13 protein-coding genes are annotated in these 16,881 nt (G+C 45.7%); 6 read left to right on the top strand and 7 right to left on the bottom strand.

Annotation, left to right across the window (positions count from 1 at the left end; translation table 11 throughout):
• Positions 1 to 41 precede the first annotated feature (41 nt).
• The 5 genes from RIG68_RS16505 (at position 42) to RIG68_RS16485 (ending at position 8,818) form a co-directional block, all read left to right on the top strand.
• Complete coding sequence (locus RIG68_RS16505) at positions 42 to 1,685, top strand: SusD/RagB family nutrient-binding outer membrane lipoprotein (protein ID WP_350124554.1); 1,644 nt, start codon at positions 42 to 44, stop codon at positions 1,683 to 1,685.
• A 197-nt stretch (positions 1,686 to 1,882) separates the two neighbouring features.
• Positions 1,883 to 2,512, top strand: coding sequence for a response regulator transcription factor (locus tag RIG68_RS16500; RefSeq protein WP_151998858.1), 630 nt, complete (start codon positions 1,883 to 1,885; stop codon positions 2,510 to 2,512).
• Between the two features lie 370 nt (positions 2,513 to 2,882).
• The gene (locus RIG68_RS16495) at positions 2,883 to 6,203 is read left to right on the top strand and encodes a SusC/RagA family TonB-linked outer membrane protein (RefSeq protein WP_350124551.1); all 3,321 of its coding nucleotides are present in this window, start codon (positions 2,883 to 2,885) and stop codon (positions 6,201 to 6,203) included.
• Positions 6,204 to 6,214: 11 nt separating this feature from the next.
• Complete coding sequence (locus tag RIG68_RS16490) at positions 6,215 to 7,858, top strand: SusD/RagB family nutrient-binding outer membrane lipoprotein (RefSeq protein ID WP_350124548.1); 1,644 nt, start codon at positions 6,215 to 6,217, stop codon at positions 7,856 to 7,858.
• A gap of 18 nt (positions 7,859 to 7,876) precedes the next feature.
• Entirely contained in the window at positions 7,877 to 8,818 is a 942-nt protein-coding gene (locus RIG68_RS16485) for a hypothetical protein (protein WP_350124545.1), read from the top strand.
• A gap of 45 nt (positions 8,819 to 8,863) precedes the next feature.
• Here RIG68_RS16485 and RIG68_RS16480 read toward each other — a convergent pair whose 3' ends face one another.
• The 6 genes from RIG68_RS16480 to RIG68_RS16455 form a co-directional block, all read right to left on the bottom strand.
• Positions 8,864 to 9,334, bottom strand: a complete 471-nt coding sequence (locus tag RIG68_RS16480; RefSeq protein WP_350124542.1) for a DUF6265 family protein — start codon at positions 9,332 to 9,334, stop codon at positions 8,864 to 8,866.
• A 58-nt stretch (positions 9,335 to 9,392) separates the two neighbouring features.
• Positions 9,393 to 10,199, bottom strand: coding sequence for an AraC family transcriptional regulator (locus RIG68_RS16475; protein ID WP_350124539.1), 807 nt, complete (start codon positions 10,197 to 10,199; stop codon positions 9,393 to 9,395).
• A gap of 86 nt (positions 10,200 to 10,285) precedes the next feature.
• Positions 10,286 to 10,870 (bottom strand): nitroreductase family protein, encoded by a 585-nt coding sequence (locus RIG68_RS16470; protein ID WP_350124536.1) that lies wholly within the window; start codon positions 10,868 to 10,870, stop codon positions 10,286 to 10,288.
• Between the two features lie 145 nt (positions 10,871 to 11,015).
• Complete coding sequence (locus RIG68_RS16465) at positions 11,016 to 11,414, bottom strand: response regulator (RefSeq protein ID WP_350124533.1); 399 nt, start codon at positions 11,412 to 11,414, stop codon at positions 11,016 to 11,018.
• A gap of 186 nt (positions 11,415 to 11,600) precedes the next feature.
• Positions 11,601 to 13,709 (bottom strand): ComEA family DNA-binding protein, encoded by a 2,109-nt coding sequence (locus tag RIG68_RS16460; protein WP_350124530.1) that lies wholly within the window; start codon positions 13,707 to 13,709, stop codon positions 11,601 to 11,603.
• Positions 13,687 to 14,508, bottom strand: a complete 822-nt coding sequence (locus RIG68_RS16455) for a PorV/PorQ family protein (RefSeq protein WP_350124527.1) — start codon at positions 14,506 to 14,508, stop codon at positions 13,687 to 13,689. Before RIG68_RS16455 ends, RIG68_RS16460 begins: the two co-directional genes overlap by 23 nt.
• Before the next feature lie 62 nt (positions 14,509 to 14,570).
• Here RIG68_RS16455 and RIG68_RS16450 point away from each other — a divergent pair, with 62 nt between their 5' ends.
• Complete coding sequence (locus RIG68_RS16450; RefSeq protein ID WP_350124524.1) at positions 14,571 to 15,215, top strand: toxin-antitoxin system YwqK family antitoxin; 645 nt, start codon at positions 14,571 to 14,573, stop codon at positions 15,213 to 15,215.
• Between the two features lie 21 nt (positions 15,216 to 15,236).
• On the opposite strand, the gene RIG68_RS16445 is transcribed toward RIG68_RS16450, so the two are convergent.
• Complete coding sequence (locus RIG68_RS16445) at positions 15,237 to 16,691, bottom strand: POTRA domain-containing protein (RefSeq protein ID WP_350124521.1); 1,455 nt, start codon at positions 16,689 to 16,691, stop codon at positions 15,237 to 15,239.
• Between the last annotated feature and the right edge of the window lie 190 nt (positions 16,692 to 16,881).

The following is a 16,881-nucleotide window of genomic DNA, read 5'->3' as shown; positions in this document are numbered from 1 at the left end:
TTGTTTTATATATGCAGTCCGTAAATTTCATTATAGTTTACATGATGAAAGCCAGGTTAATTTTTTTCTCCCTTTTCATATTCGCAGGCCCAGCCTGTCAGGACATAAATATTGATCCGAACGCACCGTCAATGGTGGAGCCCAGGCTGCTACTTCCCCGAATTCAGACGGAAACGGCCAGGATACTGTCGGCTGACTTAAATATGGCGCAGCATGGTTTCATGGGCACGATGTCTTTCTACGATGACTTTAACATGCGCAATCAGTCGTGGAATAGCGTATGGGAGCAGTTATACACGGGGCCAATGGCCGACATACAAAAAATGGTCGAGCTAACACAGGACAACAGTCCACATTACAATGCCATTGCTCTGATCTATAAAGCATATCTGAATACCACCTTGGTCGACTTGTGGGGAGATGTGCCTGTCAATACTGCATCTGCGAATAATGGGTCAGATGCCAACCCGAGGTTTTTCTCTTCAGCGGAAATCTACGACGATGCTTTTGCGCAGTTGGATAAAGCTATCACAAAACTGGAGGAGCACTCCCCAGTCATCGTGGAAGGAGATTTTATTTATGGAGGCAACCCTGCCAAATGGAAAAAGCTAGCTAACTCCTTAAAGCTTAAGCTATTGATGAGCACGAGACTAATTAATCCGAATATAGCTAGCGATATTAAAAAATTGCTTCAGCAAGAGCTAATTGAACAACAAGACGAGGATTTTCAGTTTCAGTTCAGTAACATCGATAGTGGAAATGAGGATCATCCATGGTATAGAAAAGTGTACGTTACAGGCAATCAGTTCCCCTACATTAGCTACCAGTTTATGTACGAAATGCTAAGGGATAAAGATCCGAGGCTTCCGTTTTACTTTCGAAGGCAAACAGGCGACTACAAGGCAGTTATATCAAGTTTAAAATCTCCGACCTCCAATGGTGGCTGTAGTTATTTCGGGAGATGTTATAAATACCTGGCAGGTAATCCGGAAATACTGGAAGAGCTTTTCGGTGAGAACCCAACGGAAGCTGAGTTGACTTATTTGGGTGGTTTTTTCGGTCGGGATAGGGCTGACCCTAACGGTATTCCCAACGATTTTCAGTGGCGGCTTATGCCAGGGGTGTACCCGGCTGGGGGATATTACGACACGGACGTAGCCTCCGTCCCGGCGCCAGGGTCAGCTCCCGGTGGTGGGATATTCCCAATGCTCACTTCGGTCAACGTTAAGTTTTATCTGCTGGAAGCTTCAATCCTTGGGTATATTGAGTTGGATGAGCCTGAGTTGCTAGAAGCGGTGATTCGAAACCATATTGGTGAAGTGGTGTCATTTGGAGAAAAAACAGATTTCCACTCTTTGCAGCCCCAGTCACAGAAGGTTGACGATTACGTCGATTTATGGCTTCAAAAATTTGAAGATCAGGTGGATCCCAGGAAAAAGCTGGATGTGATGGCAAAACAGATGTGGTTTTGTAGCTGGGGCAATACTTACCATGCCTACAACTTGTTCAGACGAAGTGGCTTTCCGTCTTCATTGCAACCTCCCTTACAATTACCACGACAATTTGCTCTTCGGTTACCTTATCCTCAAACTGAACTAGACCTGAACACCAATGCGTCAACATACTCAGAAGTAGTATATGATCGAGACCCAATTTTTTGGGATACTTTTCGGTTTCAATTTTAGCGCACTATCGTTTGGCTATCTTTTATTGCAAGGGTGGCCTAAAAATCCCCCTGTTTACGGTAGAGGGTCAGGCAACTCTAAGCTGTTACCAAGCGTAAGTAAGGTCATATTCCAACCGTATTTTATGGCCGTGATCGATTTGCTTGATATAGCTGCTTTCCAGTTAGCCTAATTTTTATTGTATGTGGTCAAACACTATGACAACCATTCCTACCAAGATCTGCATTGTTGAAGATAACTTTGTTATCAAAGAAGGCTACAAGATACTGATCGATAGTATTTCTAAATACCACGTCGTGAACACCTATACTTCTTGCGAAGAGGCCCTGGATAATATCGAAAGCGACGCACCAGATGTAGTATTGATGGATCTGGAACTGCCGGGTATGAGTGGCATTGAGGGGATTGGGCGCATCAAGAAGAAGCTGCCGAAGGCCAATATTATTGTGGTTTCGCTGCATACCGACAAAGAATCAGTTTTTCAATCGTTCAACGCAGGTGCAGCAGGCTTTATGGCCAAGGCTGTTAGCTACAGCGATCTCCTTGACGGTATTGATGAAGTGCTACAGGGAGGCGCCCCTCTTTCCAAAGAAATATCACGCATGGTTATTGAATCTTTCCAACGGAACACAGACTCACCGCTTTCCCGAAGGGAAACTGAGGTGCTGGAAAAACTGGCCGAGGGCAAGAGCTATTCCCAAATTGCCGATGAATTATTCGTTCACAGGGAAACCATCAAGACCCATATTAAGAACATTTACATCAAGCTGGGAGTAAAATCGAAGGCCAACGCCATTGAGATAGGCCGACACAACAAGTACATCTAAGTTTCAACCTGAATATGCAATTAGAAAAAAGCCTCTATAGAGGCTTTTTTCTTTTCCAGCTTGCTCTATTCCCCCTGCAAAGGAATTTTCCTTTGTACACATGCTTTCTCAAGCGGACTTTCATTATAGTATTTTCAATGAAACATGCTTTCTGTTGGAATTATTGAACGCTCCATATTTTAAAATCCCACAAATAGGGGGAATTAATCACGCAACACTTCGCTGACATTTGAACTTGGATACTTCCGCTAAGGTAGCGGACTCTTTCCGGCAGCGAAAACCAAGGACAGCGAGGCGACATGCATAACCTGTATGTATCGAATGGCTTAATAGCCACAATCATTTTTAACTACAATCCAATTATTTTCTTATGAGAAAAATTCTACTGATTACATTTTTGTTTACTGCGACAGCATTAACCCATGTTTGGGCGCAGGACCGAACCGTATCCGGTAAGGTAGTCTCAGCCGAAGACGGCACAGAGCTACCTGGTGTGAACGTGGTGCTGAAAGGCACCGCAACTGGTACCGTCACTGATATTGACGGTAATTATAAAATCACCGTTCCTTCATCGGGAGGGACATTGGTTTTTTCATTTATTGGTCTTTTGTCCCAGGAAACTGAAATCGGCTCCCGTTCCGTCATCGACGCAACCATGGAGTCCGATGTGAAACAACTCTCTGAGGTGGTTGTGACAGCAGTTGGTATTGAGCGGGAGAAGAAAGCACTTGGTTATGCTGTAACAGAGCTCAAGAGCGACCAGATCGCTCAAAAATCTGAGCCCGATGCCTTGAGAGCCTTGCAGGGTAAAATACCCGGTGTCAATATTATTGGCGCAGGTGGTGCGGCAGGCCAGGGTTCAAACATCACCATCCGGGGAGCCTCTTCCCTGTTGGGAAACAACCAGCCACTATGGGTAGTGGATGGTGTTCCTTTTGACAACACCACCTATGCCACTGGCTCATTTACCAGCCAAACCACTACGTCCAACCGTTCCTTTGATCTTGACCCCAACACCATCGAGTCGATGACCGTGTTGAAGGGTGCTGCAGCTGCGGCTCTCTATGGCTCAAGGGCTGCGAATGGTGTGATTGTGGTAACAACTAAAGCTGGTAAGAAAGGAACCCGTAAGGGGATGGAAATCAGTGTAAACACTTCTTATTCCACTGAGAAAGTTTCCAATTTGCCTGATTATCAAACCCAGTATACGCAGGGAAATAACTTCCTTTACGTTGATGGCAACTTTGGCACGTGGGGCGCTCCTTTCGATTTGAATTCGCCTGCGTGGCAGGTAAAGGAGAACGCCGACCTGATCAAAAGTATAGATCCAGCCACAGGGCGTCCCTGGGTAGCTCACCCATATGACCGGTATAACAACCCTAACAATACGCCTTACTTTCCTGAGTTTGGCAGCGATTCAGTGCTTCTTGGCGCTTACAATACCCCTAAGGATTTTTTCCAGACCGGCGGGGTGCTTGAAACAGCCGTGAATATCTCAGGAGGCAATGACAAGGCCAATTTCGTAGCCGGCCTTTCCAGAATGAACAATCAGGGAATTGTCATCAACAACGAAGTGACCAGAACCAGCATGAACTTTGGTGGCAACACCACACTGGACAATGGCATTTTTATTGGCGGCAGCATGACGTACGTAAATACTGATCTTACCTCGCCTCCGTCAACAGGTTTGTTCTCGGGCGGGCCCTCTGTAACACAGCGTCTGCTTTTCACGCCACCAAACGTAAATGTAAAAGGGCTGCCTTATCAGGATGCCAATGGCAATCAGGCTTTCTATCGTCCTGACAACGACAATCCTTATTTCTTGGCCTATCACGCTCCGCATACCAGCGATGTTGACAGGTACTTCGGAAATTTCAACATCGGCTATGACGTTTTCGAATGGTTAAACGTGACTTACAAAGTTGGATTCAACGGCTTTACCGACCGCAAACTCGAGGTGCTTCCAAGAACCAATACAGCGTTCCCTACAGGTAGAATCATTAAAGACGACCTGAGAAGGATGGAGCTGGATGGTAACTTACTTATCACCGTTTCAAGAGACTTGTCTGAGAATATTGGGTTGAAGGCCATCGTTGGTCACAACGCTAACCTTAGAACGGTGGATCGTCAGGCATTTCAGGGAGTCGGCATCATCGTTGATGGTATCAACGATCTTGACAACACCCAAAGTGTAACGCCTTTTGGAGGAAATAAATCTGAAAGAGCCTACCAGGCTTTCCTTGCTGACCTTTCCTTCTCATACAAGGACTACCTTTTCCTTAACCTAACAGGTCGGAATGATTTGACCTCGGCACTGCCTAAAGACAAGAGAAGCTATTTCTACGGAGGTGCAAGCTCATCCTTCATTTTCACTGATGCCTTGAATATTTCTAACGATATCCTGAATAGCGGAAAAATAAGGGTAGGCGTTGCCAAAGTGGGTAGTGACCCATCGCCATACCTCACGCAGTCAGTGTTGTTCAATACCAACCCATCCGGGCCAGGTTTTGGTAACAATATTGCCTTCGTTGATTTTCCTTTTATTGGAACCAACGGACAAACTGTTTCGGGTGGTTTGGGCAATGGACTGTTGACGCCTGAGTTTACTACTGAATATGAAATCGGTACCGATCTAAGGTTGTTCAAGAATAAGGTAGGAATAGACTTTACTTATTATAACCGAAACACTACTGACCAGATTGTGGCTATTACTGTGCCGTCGACTTCTGGCTTTAACAGTGCCGTGTCCAATATCGGTAAAGTGAGCAACAAGGGAATCGAAGTTGGCCTGGATCTCACGCCAGTATCGCTGGCCAACGGCTTCAACTGGAATATTTTTGCTTCGTTTACCCGCAACCGTAACGTCGTTGAAGAGCTGACAGAAGGCCTGGATGAAGTGTTTATCAATGGCTTCGGTAATAGCGTAAGGGTTGTTCATGCTGTAGGTTTGCCATATGGTCAGATCAAAGGCTCTGTAGCTGCCAGATCTGAAGACGGTCAATTGTTAGTTGACCCTGCCACAGGAAAGCTCATTCAATCATCTGAGGAGCAAATCATCGGAGACCCTAACCCTAATTATATTTTGGGTGTTACTAACAGCTTCAGTTTTAAAGGAATAACACTGAACGTACTCTTCGATTATCGTGATGGTGGCGACATGTGGTCGGGAACCTACAATCAGGTATACGGCCGAGGCCTAACAACTGGTACGGTGCCAGAAGGCCCAAGAGGCCGTGAGGTAACGGTTGTAATTCCCGGCGTGGTTGGCAATCCAAGCACGCAAAGTGCAAGGCTGGATGACAACGGAAACACCATTCCTAACACGACCTCACTTACTGTCAACGACTGGTACTTTATCAACACATTCGGGAGCTCAGGGCCAGAAGAGTTCTCTGTGTTTGACGCAAGCACTATACGCTTAAGGGAAATTTCTCTTGGCTATTCTTTGCCAAAGACTCTCCTGAACAAGACACCTTTTGGTTCTGCTAACATCTCGTTGTCAGGTAGAAATCTATGGTTCAAAGCCCTCAATTTCCCAGATGACCTCAATTTTGATCCAGAAACAAACTCCCTGGGAACGGGTAATGTGGAGGGATTGAGTGCATTTCAGAGCGGTAACGCCCAGGGCATCGACCTGGGAATTATCCCAACGACAAGGAGATATGGTGTTAACCTAAGATTCACTTTTTAATTGAAGAGAATATGAAGATTTTAAGAAATAGACTTTCAAAGGCAGGGATAGTGATGCTGACGATATTTAGTATGTCGTGTGGATCAGATTTCCTGGATATAAACACTGACCCGAACAACCCGTCAGAAGCGTCATTGAACCTGCTATTGCCAGCAGCACAGTTGTCGGCTGGTTTTTGGACGACCAGGAACGTGCAGGAAAATGCATCTGCATTTATTCAGCACTACACAAGGTTGAACCAGAGCACCTACAATATCACCGGTGCTAACTTCTCCAACGACTTTAATTCGATGTTTGATCAGGCGCTTAAAGACTTGCAGACAATTGTCAAGCAGGGAGAAGAAGCAGGATTCAAAGGTTACTCTGGTATTGCCAAAGTACTGAAGGCCTACCTGTATATGGTGCTGGTGGACACCTGGGGCGACGTGCCTTATACAGAAGCACTGCAGGGTGAGGACGTATTGTTTCCGCATTACGAAGACGACGCTGCTGTTTACGACCATATCATTGATTTGGTAGATGTTGCAAAGGCTGACCTAAAGGAAGCCATTGAGAACAGCGAGTCACCAGTTTCAAGCGATTTGATTTACGGTGGAAACTACAGCAAGTGGGTGAAGGCAGCGAATACGCTTAAACTCCGTTTACTGCTTAACATCCGTCTAGTCGATGCCGCTAGATCGAAAGCAGGTATTGAAACGCTGATAACGGAGAACAATTTTATATCGAGCAATGCTGACGATTTTCAGTTTACGTTTGGGTCTTCTGTGTCTCCAATGAACCAGCACCCCATTTATCAGCAGGAGTACATCCCCGGCAGCAAAACGCAGTACATGAACAACTACTTCATGTACAATTTGATTGCCAAGAATGATCCCCGTTTGCCATTCTACATTTTCAGACAGGGAGAAGATGATGACCTGGACTTCCAGACGCAGCCTTGTTCTCAAAGAAGCGATTGTGTGTATGGATGGCTTGGGGGGCAAGAGCCTTCAAATGGCCTGCCTGCATTGGGCGCTGCGGCCGACGGTTATATTGGCAGAGATCATGGCGATCCGTCAGGCATCCCTGGTGACAATACTATCAGGGCAACTTTTGGTGTGTATCCGATAGGCGGCTCCTATGATGTAGGCCCGGGTGGCGGAGAGCGTAGGTTTGACAGAGGTCACGGCACAGGTGCTGGTATTATGCCCTGGCTGACCAATTTCCATGTGTCATTTATGCTGGCAGAAGCAGCCATCACACTTGGGACACCTGGCGATCCTCTGGCACTTACGCTAAAGGGCATCGAGGACTCTTTCAGCAAAGTGGAGGCTTTTGGCCTGGCGATTGATCCTAACAATGCGATAGCAATGGATCAGGCGGATGTCGATGACTATCTTGATGATATTTCGGACCGCTACACAGCGGCAGGTAACAACACCCAAAGACTGAACATTGTAATGACTGAAAAATTCTATGCCAGCTATGGCAATGGATTTGAATCTTACACTGACTACCGTCGCACAGGAATGCCAAACGATCAGCCGTCGGCGCTTGCTCCAAGCGGCCCATTCCCTTTGAGGCTTCCCTATCCTCCGGGAGAGCTTTCTTCTAATCCAAATGCCCCCAATCCGGTGCCTTTGGTGAGTGAGCCAATTTTCTGGGATGCTAACTAACTTTAAAAGCAAACGAACATGAAGAAAATAAGCATATTAACTGTAGTATTTTCCTGGCTCATTCTACTGAACGGTTGTCAGGACGAGGACTGGAATCCAGCACCGGACATCAATGATAATATTGGGGCGGTGACAAAGATTTCGGTGAACCCCAATAAAAACTTCTTCAATGCCCTGAACCCTTTGGCTTCTGAGGAAGTGGAGTTTACCATTGATGTGGATGGGTTCGACGTGACAGAGGTGTCGAGTGTTGATATCATACTAACATTTACTGAGAAAGATGGTACCTACAATGAGCTGGAGGATGTGTACGTTGATAAAGTGTACGATGCAGTGAAGGTTGGCGAGGTTACTACCTTTCCATCTACCTTTGCCCTTACAGCAGCCTCTGCGGCGGAGTCGCTTGGTGTGGATTTGAGCTTCTTTAAAGTTGGCGATGGCTTCAATCTTACTTTCCCAATCCACTCTGCTGATGGAAGAACTTTCACAGTGGCTCTGAATAGCGATTTGTGTCAACAGCCTGCTCAGCCATCCTTCGGGGGTTGTAACGTGCGCTGGTCGATTGCCTGCGCTTCCGATCTTGGCGGAACGTTTGACTTTTCTACAACTGTGATCGCAGCTGGTCCTGGCGGGGCGGCTGGCAACTGTAGCAATCCCGTTACAGGCACTGGCACACTCACGGCCCTTGGTGGCGGCAGGTACGCCGTATCTGATGCTACGTTTGGTCAGTATGACTGCGCCTGGGACGATACGCCTGCAGTAGGAGTGAGGTTGGTGGATGTGTGTAACAAGATTAGCCTTACTGGCTCCGATCAATACGGTCTTATTTACACTTTCGTTATTAAAAACAACGACGGCACAAGCCTGACGATTGACTGGTCTAACGATTATGGAGACGCCGGTACCACTGTCCTGACACGAACAGACAGCAAAACCTGGCCATCGGAACTTTCCAATTGATGGTGTTATTGATGGAGAATAAAAAAGGGGCGGAGGCCCCTTTTTTTATTCTCTCTTTACAAATTCAAAGTCCACAGCTTGCCCATCCCCGGATATCTGAACCTCCAGCCTGTCTCCCTCTAGCTTGTAGGCGATCTTCTTTGGAAAATCGTGGGTTGGATTCTCACAAACAAAGCCCTGATCGCTAAGTTGGGTGAACTGAAACAGCACAGGTGCCTTATTCTCTGGCACGTCGGCTATGTAGTAAATACCCCCATTTTCGACTACGATGCTCAACTTTTCCAAAAAAGTGGTGTCCTCCCCCTGCAAAGAAACCCCGAATCCCAGCCACTTTGTTTTGCTGTCCTTTTCCCACCTTTCGTGAGCACTTTTTCCTTGTTTGACATTTGTGCGCTCCCAGGTGCCCTCCAGCCACGAGAGCTTTTTAAAATTTTTAGCTGAAACAGCGCTTGCTGACTGTGCATTTAACAATGACGCTGTCAACAGGATGAGAGTGATAGATAGGATTGACTTCATAGTTTTTTTATTCAATCATAGCTAAGGAACAGCATTTTGTATTGTAAAAAGCCGACATCTATTTGTGAAGGAAGAAATTGGCCATGTTTTCTTCGTTGAAAAGGTAGCTTGTCGGCTCTTCCCCGGTAAATGCTTTGAAGTTCTTAATAAAATGAGACTGGTCGAAATGGCCGGAATCTAGTGCCATTTGTACCCATGCCGGATCTTGGTTTTGCATCAAGTCAAATATTTTGTTGAACCTGATAATTCGGGAGTAGTATTTGGGTGATATCCCTACATGCTGATGGAAAAGTCTTTCTAACTGCCTTTCGCTAATGCCAACTCCGACAGCCAGCTCGCCGACCTGCCTGGTTCCCCCGCTTTGGAAGATAACTTGTAATGCCCGATCGACTCTGGAAGTATTGTTTTGACATTCCGTGCTCAATGGACTGAACCAACTGTCTATTCTTTCGAAAACCTGTGAGCTTTCAGGACTCTGAGAAACGATTGACTCAAGCTCCAAAAATTTGCCATTCGCCACTTCGTGGAAATTCACCACTTTGTCTGTAAGAGCATGCATTGAAAGGCCAAACAATTTGGCCAGAGCGGTGGGCATCAATTTGATCCCAATCATGCCATAAGCACCGGTGTTTCTAAGAAAGAAGTGTTTTTTTATTTGTCCGGCGAGAAGGTGCAATGCCTGGGGTTGCCATGCTTTGTAGAGGCAGATTTCGAAGTGCGAGCCATAGTGTAAGATAATCTCCGGGTAACCATCGGGGATGATTTTTTGGGTAGTAATGGTTTTGTCGCCTTCGCTGTCTACCCGCCAATAGCTCTTCACTACTTGCCGCAAATGTGGTGCCGGATCTTGCTTCTTGTATATCATGAATAAATAAAGCTGCCTGGTTTTAAATATAACGGAGGGGAAGCTTTATTAGACCATCATTGTTGATTTATGATTGTCACAGGCAGTTAGAAATCAACGACTGCAAATTCTTCAATTTTCTTCCTTTTTCTCGGAGCCAGTTCTCTCTGTTGCAGGGCTTCGGGCAGGGTCTCATGGCTATCCCGATAGCCAATAGCAATGAGTACTACTGGCTGAAGGTTTTCACGGAGGTCGAATGATTCTCGGGCCATGGCCCTGTCAAATCCACCCATTTGATGAAGCGAAAGCCCGAGGTTGGTGGCTTCAACACTTAAATTACCAACTGCCAAACCCAGGTCATACAATGCGGAATGGTTTGAAGTACCGTTGCTGAAAGTAGTTCGTGCCATCATCAGCAGCAGCAACGGCGCATCTGGCGCCCAGGGCTGGTTGCCTGGGGCAAGTGTCTTCGCCAGGGTATCGTGACTTTCCGTGCCTTTTTGAGCCACCAGTACTTCCCAGGGTTGTTCGTTCATGGCAGAGGGAGCCCAGCGCATGGCTTCAAGAAGTTGGTTGACAGCGGCACGGCTCACCTTTTTTGATGAGAAGGATCTTGGGCTCCACCTATCTTTAATGAGCGGATGGATATCGAAGTCGGTGGGGGTTTCCTTTTGTATTAATGTGGATGTCATGGAGGTATCAATATTTAATGTATATACATATAAATACGATAGTCTCCATGAAAGTTCCACAATGCTCAAAAATAGCCGGTAGGGTGAGAATTCTCTGCAATCGCAACCTTCAAAGAGATTGCTATTACACTTACAGTCACCTGGTTTACGGCAAGTCTTCAGTTTCCATAAGCTTTTTTAGCTTGTAGACAGTCAATGGCTTAGATATAAAGTCAGTTACAAATGACAGTTCTTTAATTTTCTCAATTTCATCTCTCAGAATCGTAGAGCTAACAACATATAAGCAGGTATGATGAGTTTGATGGAGGTTTAGTCGTTGATAGTCAGAAAGGAATTGCCAGCCGTTATACTGTGGCATATTCAAATCCAGCATAATGTGAGTTGGATAGCTTTGTGCTTGCTGATCCAAAGAAGACAGATAGGCTAAACCTTCAACAGCACTTTCAAAACTTCTGATTTTGAAATCGCCAGAAATCTCCTCAATCATTTTTTTACAAATGAAATTATTGATCGGGTCATCATCAATAACTATTAGCTCCTTCATATCCGTAAACTCCATTATCATAGAAGTAATGCTGTTTTACTTTCAGTAAATATAAAAAAAATAACATTAAGTAAAACATTATCTGAATTCATATCACAGCTTCATTGGTATCTTAAGGAAAAGTTGACTCGCAAAAGCAAGTTTAAAGCCGCTAAATAACTTAAAAAAATAACATATGATAAAAATTCACCAGAGAGCCACCTTTATTTGTACTTTAAAATCATTTTTTAAAGAGCCATTTATCTCTTGCAAACCGGATCCGGTACTTTTGGTATTCATATATGAAAACTTTGCCCAGCGGCCCCATATGGTAACCTTATCGGCAATTTTGTATTGAGCAAGCAGGTAAGTTCTGATGCCTTTGCCCGTGTATGCAGGAATAGAAAAGGCATAAAGCACGTCTTTTTCATACACATATTGCCGATTGCTATAGTCGTCGGTGTCGAACAAGGCAATGCGTGAGCTGAACCTCCATTTTGGTAGCGTAAGGTTCAAATCCTGAATGATGGCAAATCCTGTGCTCACCACTTCTTCCTTTTCGTACCTGCTTAGCTGTAGCCGGGATTTGAAACTTAACAGGTGGCCTGTGTCATGATCAAGATTGAGAATTATGTTTCCTTTTTTGGTTTCAACCGGCACCTGTAAATTATTCGCAAGTACCTCTCCATTTTCGGCTTTGGTCTGTTGCCTTAGTTGTACATAAAATTTCGTCAACTTACTGAAACTGTAAGTGGCCATGGCAAGGTATTCATTCCCATCCGAAGGAGCGTCGGTATTGTAGCGCAGCCATGGAAAGCTAAACTTATCATAGTAGGCGGTGATCAGCAGCTTTGATGCGACTCGCCATTTGATGCCCCAATAGATGCCTTTCTCATTCACATTTCTCGAGGCCTCTCCAAAGGATCTTGCGTAAAAGCTATGAAAATCTCGCTGGTAGTTTCTCGTCACCATGCTGGCACCAAGACTATTGGTAATGCTCACCATAAGGCCGCCAATGGCACCCCATCCTCCGGAGCCAGACCTGGCTGCTTCGCCGAAAAATTGGGTGTTTTGCCAGAGCTTGGAGAAATATAAACTGCTGGTATGGTTAGCTCGGCCGGAAAACTCAAACTGGTTGTACAGTGCCGACGTTTTTTGAATAGGTGTACTGAATTGGGTGTACAAAGTGTTGAGACCAAATTGAAAAGTGCCGCTTTTGTATTGCAGGTTGCCTCCCACATCATGCTCCACCACCTGACCTTTGCCATTTATTTCCGATTCGGTTCGGTGGAAGCCTGTGTTGAGAATGGAAGAGATGTAGGCTTCAGGGCCGTCGGTGATGGTGTCTGTTCGCACGGTGCCGTCTTGCCGGAGTCGGGAGGCAATGGCAGTGAGCTCCCATTTGCCCAACGAATAGGTAGCGGCAGCCCCTCTGAAAAAGCCTGTTTCCAGCACGGAGGTGTAAGGGAGCAGACCAGTAGAGTTTCTTTTGACTGTCAGAAGGGTTTCACCGCCTTTACCGGCGGCAAATCCTGCTCCAAACACCAGTCCCTGTCCCATTTGAAGTTGGTAGTCACCAATATTGATGGCCTTGAAATTGCCCTGGTTTTTCAATTGTCCATGAAAAGAATAGAAATCGGCACCGTAGGCATGTCTCGATCGATCCCAGGCCAACTCCTCGCCTGCATCTTTCTCCACTGTGAAACCAAAACTAAAGTCGTTGGGATGGGTTACCCGAAAGCGAGCGTAATGCTTGTAGGGGCTTCCGGCATACCTGCTACTCAGATCACCATTGGTGGCGGTATCCGCCTGGGTGTAGCCCCTGGCTGTTTCAAGAGTCCGCTCCGTTCGCAGCAGCAGGTAGTTGTTCTTTTCATTTACCACACGTTGAAAAAGTGACTTCCCTTGTTTGCTGCCTGCTCCTGAAACGGTAACGAAGGGCCTGATATTTCTGATGGTAGCCAATTCAAAATTGGGTACGGCTTGTAGCTCATAAAGGGAAAGAAGAGGCCCGTTAAGCTTCCGGTAGTTGAGCAGGCTTTCAATTTGAATCGGACTTAAAATATAAAAAGACGACAAATCTTCGAAAGTGGCAAGATTGATGTCTATCGGGCTGGTGTAGAGTTGGAACAAAGACTCGTACAAGTCATCGTAGTTGACGTCTTCGTCCTGTATAGCAAAGAGCTCTTGCACAAAAGCATATAGATCGATGTCCTCGGCCGGTGGTTCAGGTGGCTGCTGCTGTGCATGTAGCTGTAAGCAGCATAAGAGACAAAGGGCTATGCCAGCGAGGCTATTTTTTATCGGCGAAAGCATAAATCACTGACATTTGGTGCAGTTCTCCCAGTCTTGCATCATTCCTGAAGGCATAGTCTATTTGAAATTTGCCCGGCTTAAACCCAAGGCCGAAGCAGGAAATAAAGGGGCCGGTGCTGAAGCCGGTTCTCAGCGCAAGCTGGGGAATGATGAAATACTCCATTCCTGCTCTTACTATCGCCTTGTAGTTAATGTCTTTGGATACTTCCATATTGACCATGAACGCCGTAATGGGTCGGTACGAAACTCCAAGCTTCATCACAGTCGGCACCCTTTCACCAGTGCCGGGCACCAGCTTTGATTGGGTGAGGTTGTAAATATGTGCGCCCAGGTGCCAGTGCTTGTTGATTGCCGCTATGCCACCCAGGTCAACTACCAATACGCCCCTGGTGCCAATGGTTGGGATGTTGTATTGTACATAGCTAAGACCTCCACCAAGGCTCACAAACCCAATTTTATTGGCCACTTTTAAACTTGCCAACTGCTCTGTGTAGAGTTTGCCACCGAACCGATAAAAGCCTACACCGGTGGTGAACTTTCCAAAAGGAACGGAAGCACCTGCGCCCATCACTTGAAAGTCTTCTACTCGATAACGATTTTCATAACTTGCAAAAACGCCTGGCGAGTTTGCCTGAGCCAGCCCGGCTGGGTTGTTGAAAAGACTGAACTGATCGGTGAGCGTGGAAGAGGTGGTTCCCAGGGCGGCGCTTCTGGCACCCAGGGAGTAATCGCCGGCCTGACCAGCTGCCCTAAGTGCGAGAAAAACAATACATACAGAGAGTAAAAGCTTTTGAACCATCGTATTAATCTAGCTAAAGCTCTCTCTTTTGCAAAATTATGTGGAGTTAAAACAAGATTGGCGTGCCTAAATCATTGAAGTTAAATGTTCTAATAGGGCTCATTACTTTTAATTTATCGCTTTTTGCGCAGCCTGTAGTAGAGAAATACCCTACTGGGAGTATTAAAAGTGAGGGGATATTAGACAAGCATCGTAAGCAAGGAGAGTGGGTGTTTTACTACCCGTCGGGAACGAAGAGCGCCACTATCAATTACAGCCTTGGCCAGCTCGATGGCCTGGCGATGTACTATTATCCCGATGAAACTATCATGGCTAAAGAGGCTTGGGAAGATGGACTGCTCACTGATTCAGCCTTCTATTATCATGAAAACGGGCAGCTTGAGAAGAAGGGAGTCTATGAAAAGGGTTTGTACAAGGGGCAATGGGTTTTTATGAACGACCAGGGTGTTCTGATTCGCAAAGGCACTTATGAAAATGGGCTGCCGAACAGGAGTTGGACGTCTTATTATGATGATGGTACTATTTGGCAGGAAGGAGCTTATACCGAGGGCTTGGAAAGCGGTTTATGGAGATTTTATAGAAAAGATGGCTCTTTAGAGTATGAGGGTCATTACGAAAATGGCGTACGTGTTGGGGAGTGGTTTTTGGTCAATAAAAGAGGGAAGAGAAAGCTTGTGGTTTTTGAAGAAACTGAGAAGAGTAATTGAAGGTTTGGCTATGAAAGCTTATTACAGTTCTGCCTTGAAGTTGAGGAAGAAATGAAAGTCTCCCTGGCTGTTATAGGAGTATTCCGTTCGTACAACAAAGTCGTAGAAAGAAACGAGGTCAAGTCCAGTGCCGACGCCATAAAGCAGCTTGTTGCTCAAGCGGGTGTTGAGTTCATAGTTCGGGTAATTTTGCACATAGCCCAGGTCAAAAAACACCTTTGCGTATAGAGCAAGCGGTAGTTTCTGAAACTGAGGGATCAGCATGATTTTGCTAATGTCTTTCGTAGTCTTGAAAATCTCCTTTTTGAAAGTGTTTTTACTCAGTACATACCTTGGCCCTTCTACCACGTTGAGCTCAAAGCCTCGCACATAGTTTCTGCCGAATCCCAGACTTTGGTTCAATGAGTAGGGCTGGCTTGAGGGGCCTGAGACTAGGCCGGTAAGGCCTGTGGCAAAGTAGAACCCTTTACCCATATCCCAGAATTTAGCATAGAGCAATTTTCCGCTCCAAAGGTTAACATCTGACTTATTGCTGAGACCGTCCTTTTCACCTATGAAGGATACATAGTAGCCCTTTAAAGGATAATTTCGGAAATCTCTCCTGTCTCTTAAAAATTGATATTTGAGATGAACGAACTGTTGTTGCCCCTTATTGATGCCAAAGTAATTTGGGTTTAGTTGCCGTATTGTGTCGGCTGCTTCCAATTTTTGATATCCAACAGTGAAGTAGTGAAAGTTGTAGAAGGCATTTCTGTAACTATACTGGAGGTAGGTATTGAATCGGTTCTGTATCAAGTCTTCCGACCGGATAAAGGTGGGTATGTGGTTATCTGTTTGGTAGGCCACATTCTTCGACTCGTTGTAGGAGGCGCCGGTTGTAAAACCATGACGCTGCCGTTTGTCGAAATAGGGAATGCTGTAAGTGATATCAAATTGTCTTGTAAAACCGAACTGGGCTATTAGCCGCAATCGGTCATTCATGCCCCGCAGGTTGTACTGGTCAACCCTTACACCATAGTTGACTCTACTAAAATCCCGCCCCCGGTTTGTCCACCAGTCGTTAAAATTACGGTCGGCTAGCTGAAAGATAGGGGCAGGGAAGAAGTACCAGCGCTCTTCCACTTTCACCAGCACACTCCCTATGCCGGGGGCGGTTTCAAGCAAGGTCACATCCACAGTATTAAACAGGCGGGTGTTAAAAATCTTTTGTTTGTCCAGCTCCAGGGTAGTAGCCAAAGTAGTTGAATCGTAGATGCCATTCTCTTCGATGCTCAGCTCCCGGGTAATGATCGACTTGCGGGTTCTTTTATGGCCGATAATGTAGATTTTCTCGACCTTGATAAAACGCTGCGGAATGGTGTCCGCAGCAACCGTCTTATTTTTTTTGCCGGAATCCTGAGCAGCCGAAGGCAGGCAGCTGAAAAATGTCAGCGCAAAAAAGCAGGCAATCGCAAATGCATTGATTTTCAGCTGCATTACCGGTTCATCCTTTCCTATATTCCTTTTCTGTGGCAGCTTCATTTCACGGACAGACCCAAATTTCCCTTTATTTGTTGTAGTTCAGATTCTATAATGGAGAAAATTAAATAAAGAAACCTCAAACTTAGTTACTCTGCCAAACAAGTCCTCATTAATGCCGATATTTAAGGTGAAAAGGAAGTGTTTC

It is taken from the genome of Imperialibacter sp., assembly GCF_040222385.1.
Classification (GTDB): domain Bacteria; phylum Bacteroidota; class Bacteroidia; order Cytophagales; family Cyclobacteriaceae; genus Imperialibacter.
Note: the sequence above shows the minus strand (reverse complement) of the source record. Positions and strands in the feature narration are given on the sequence as shown.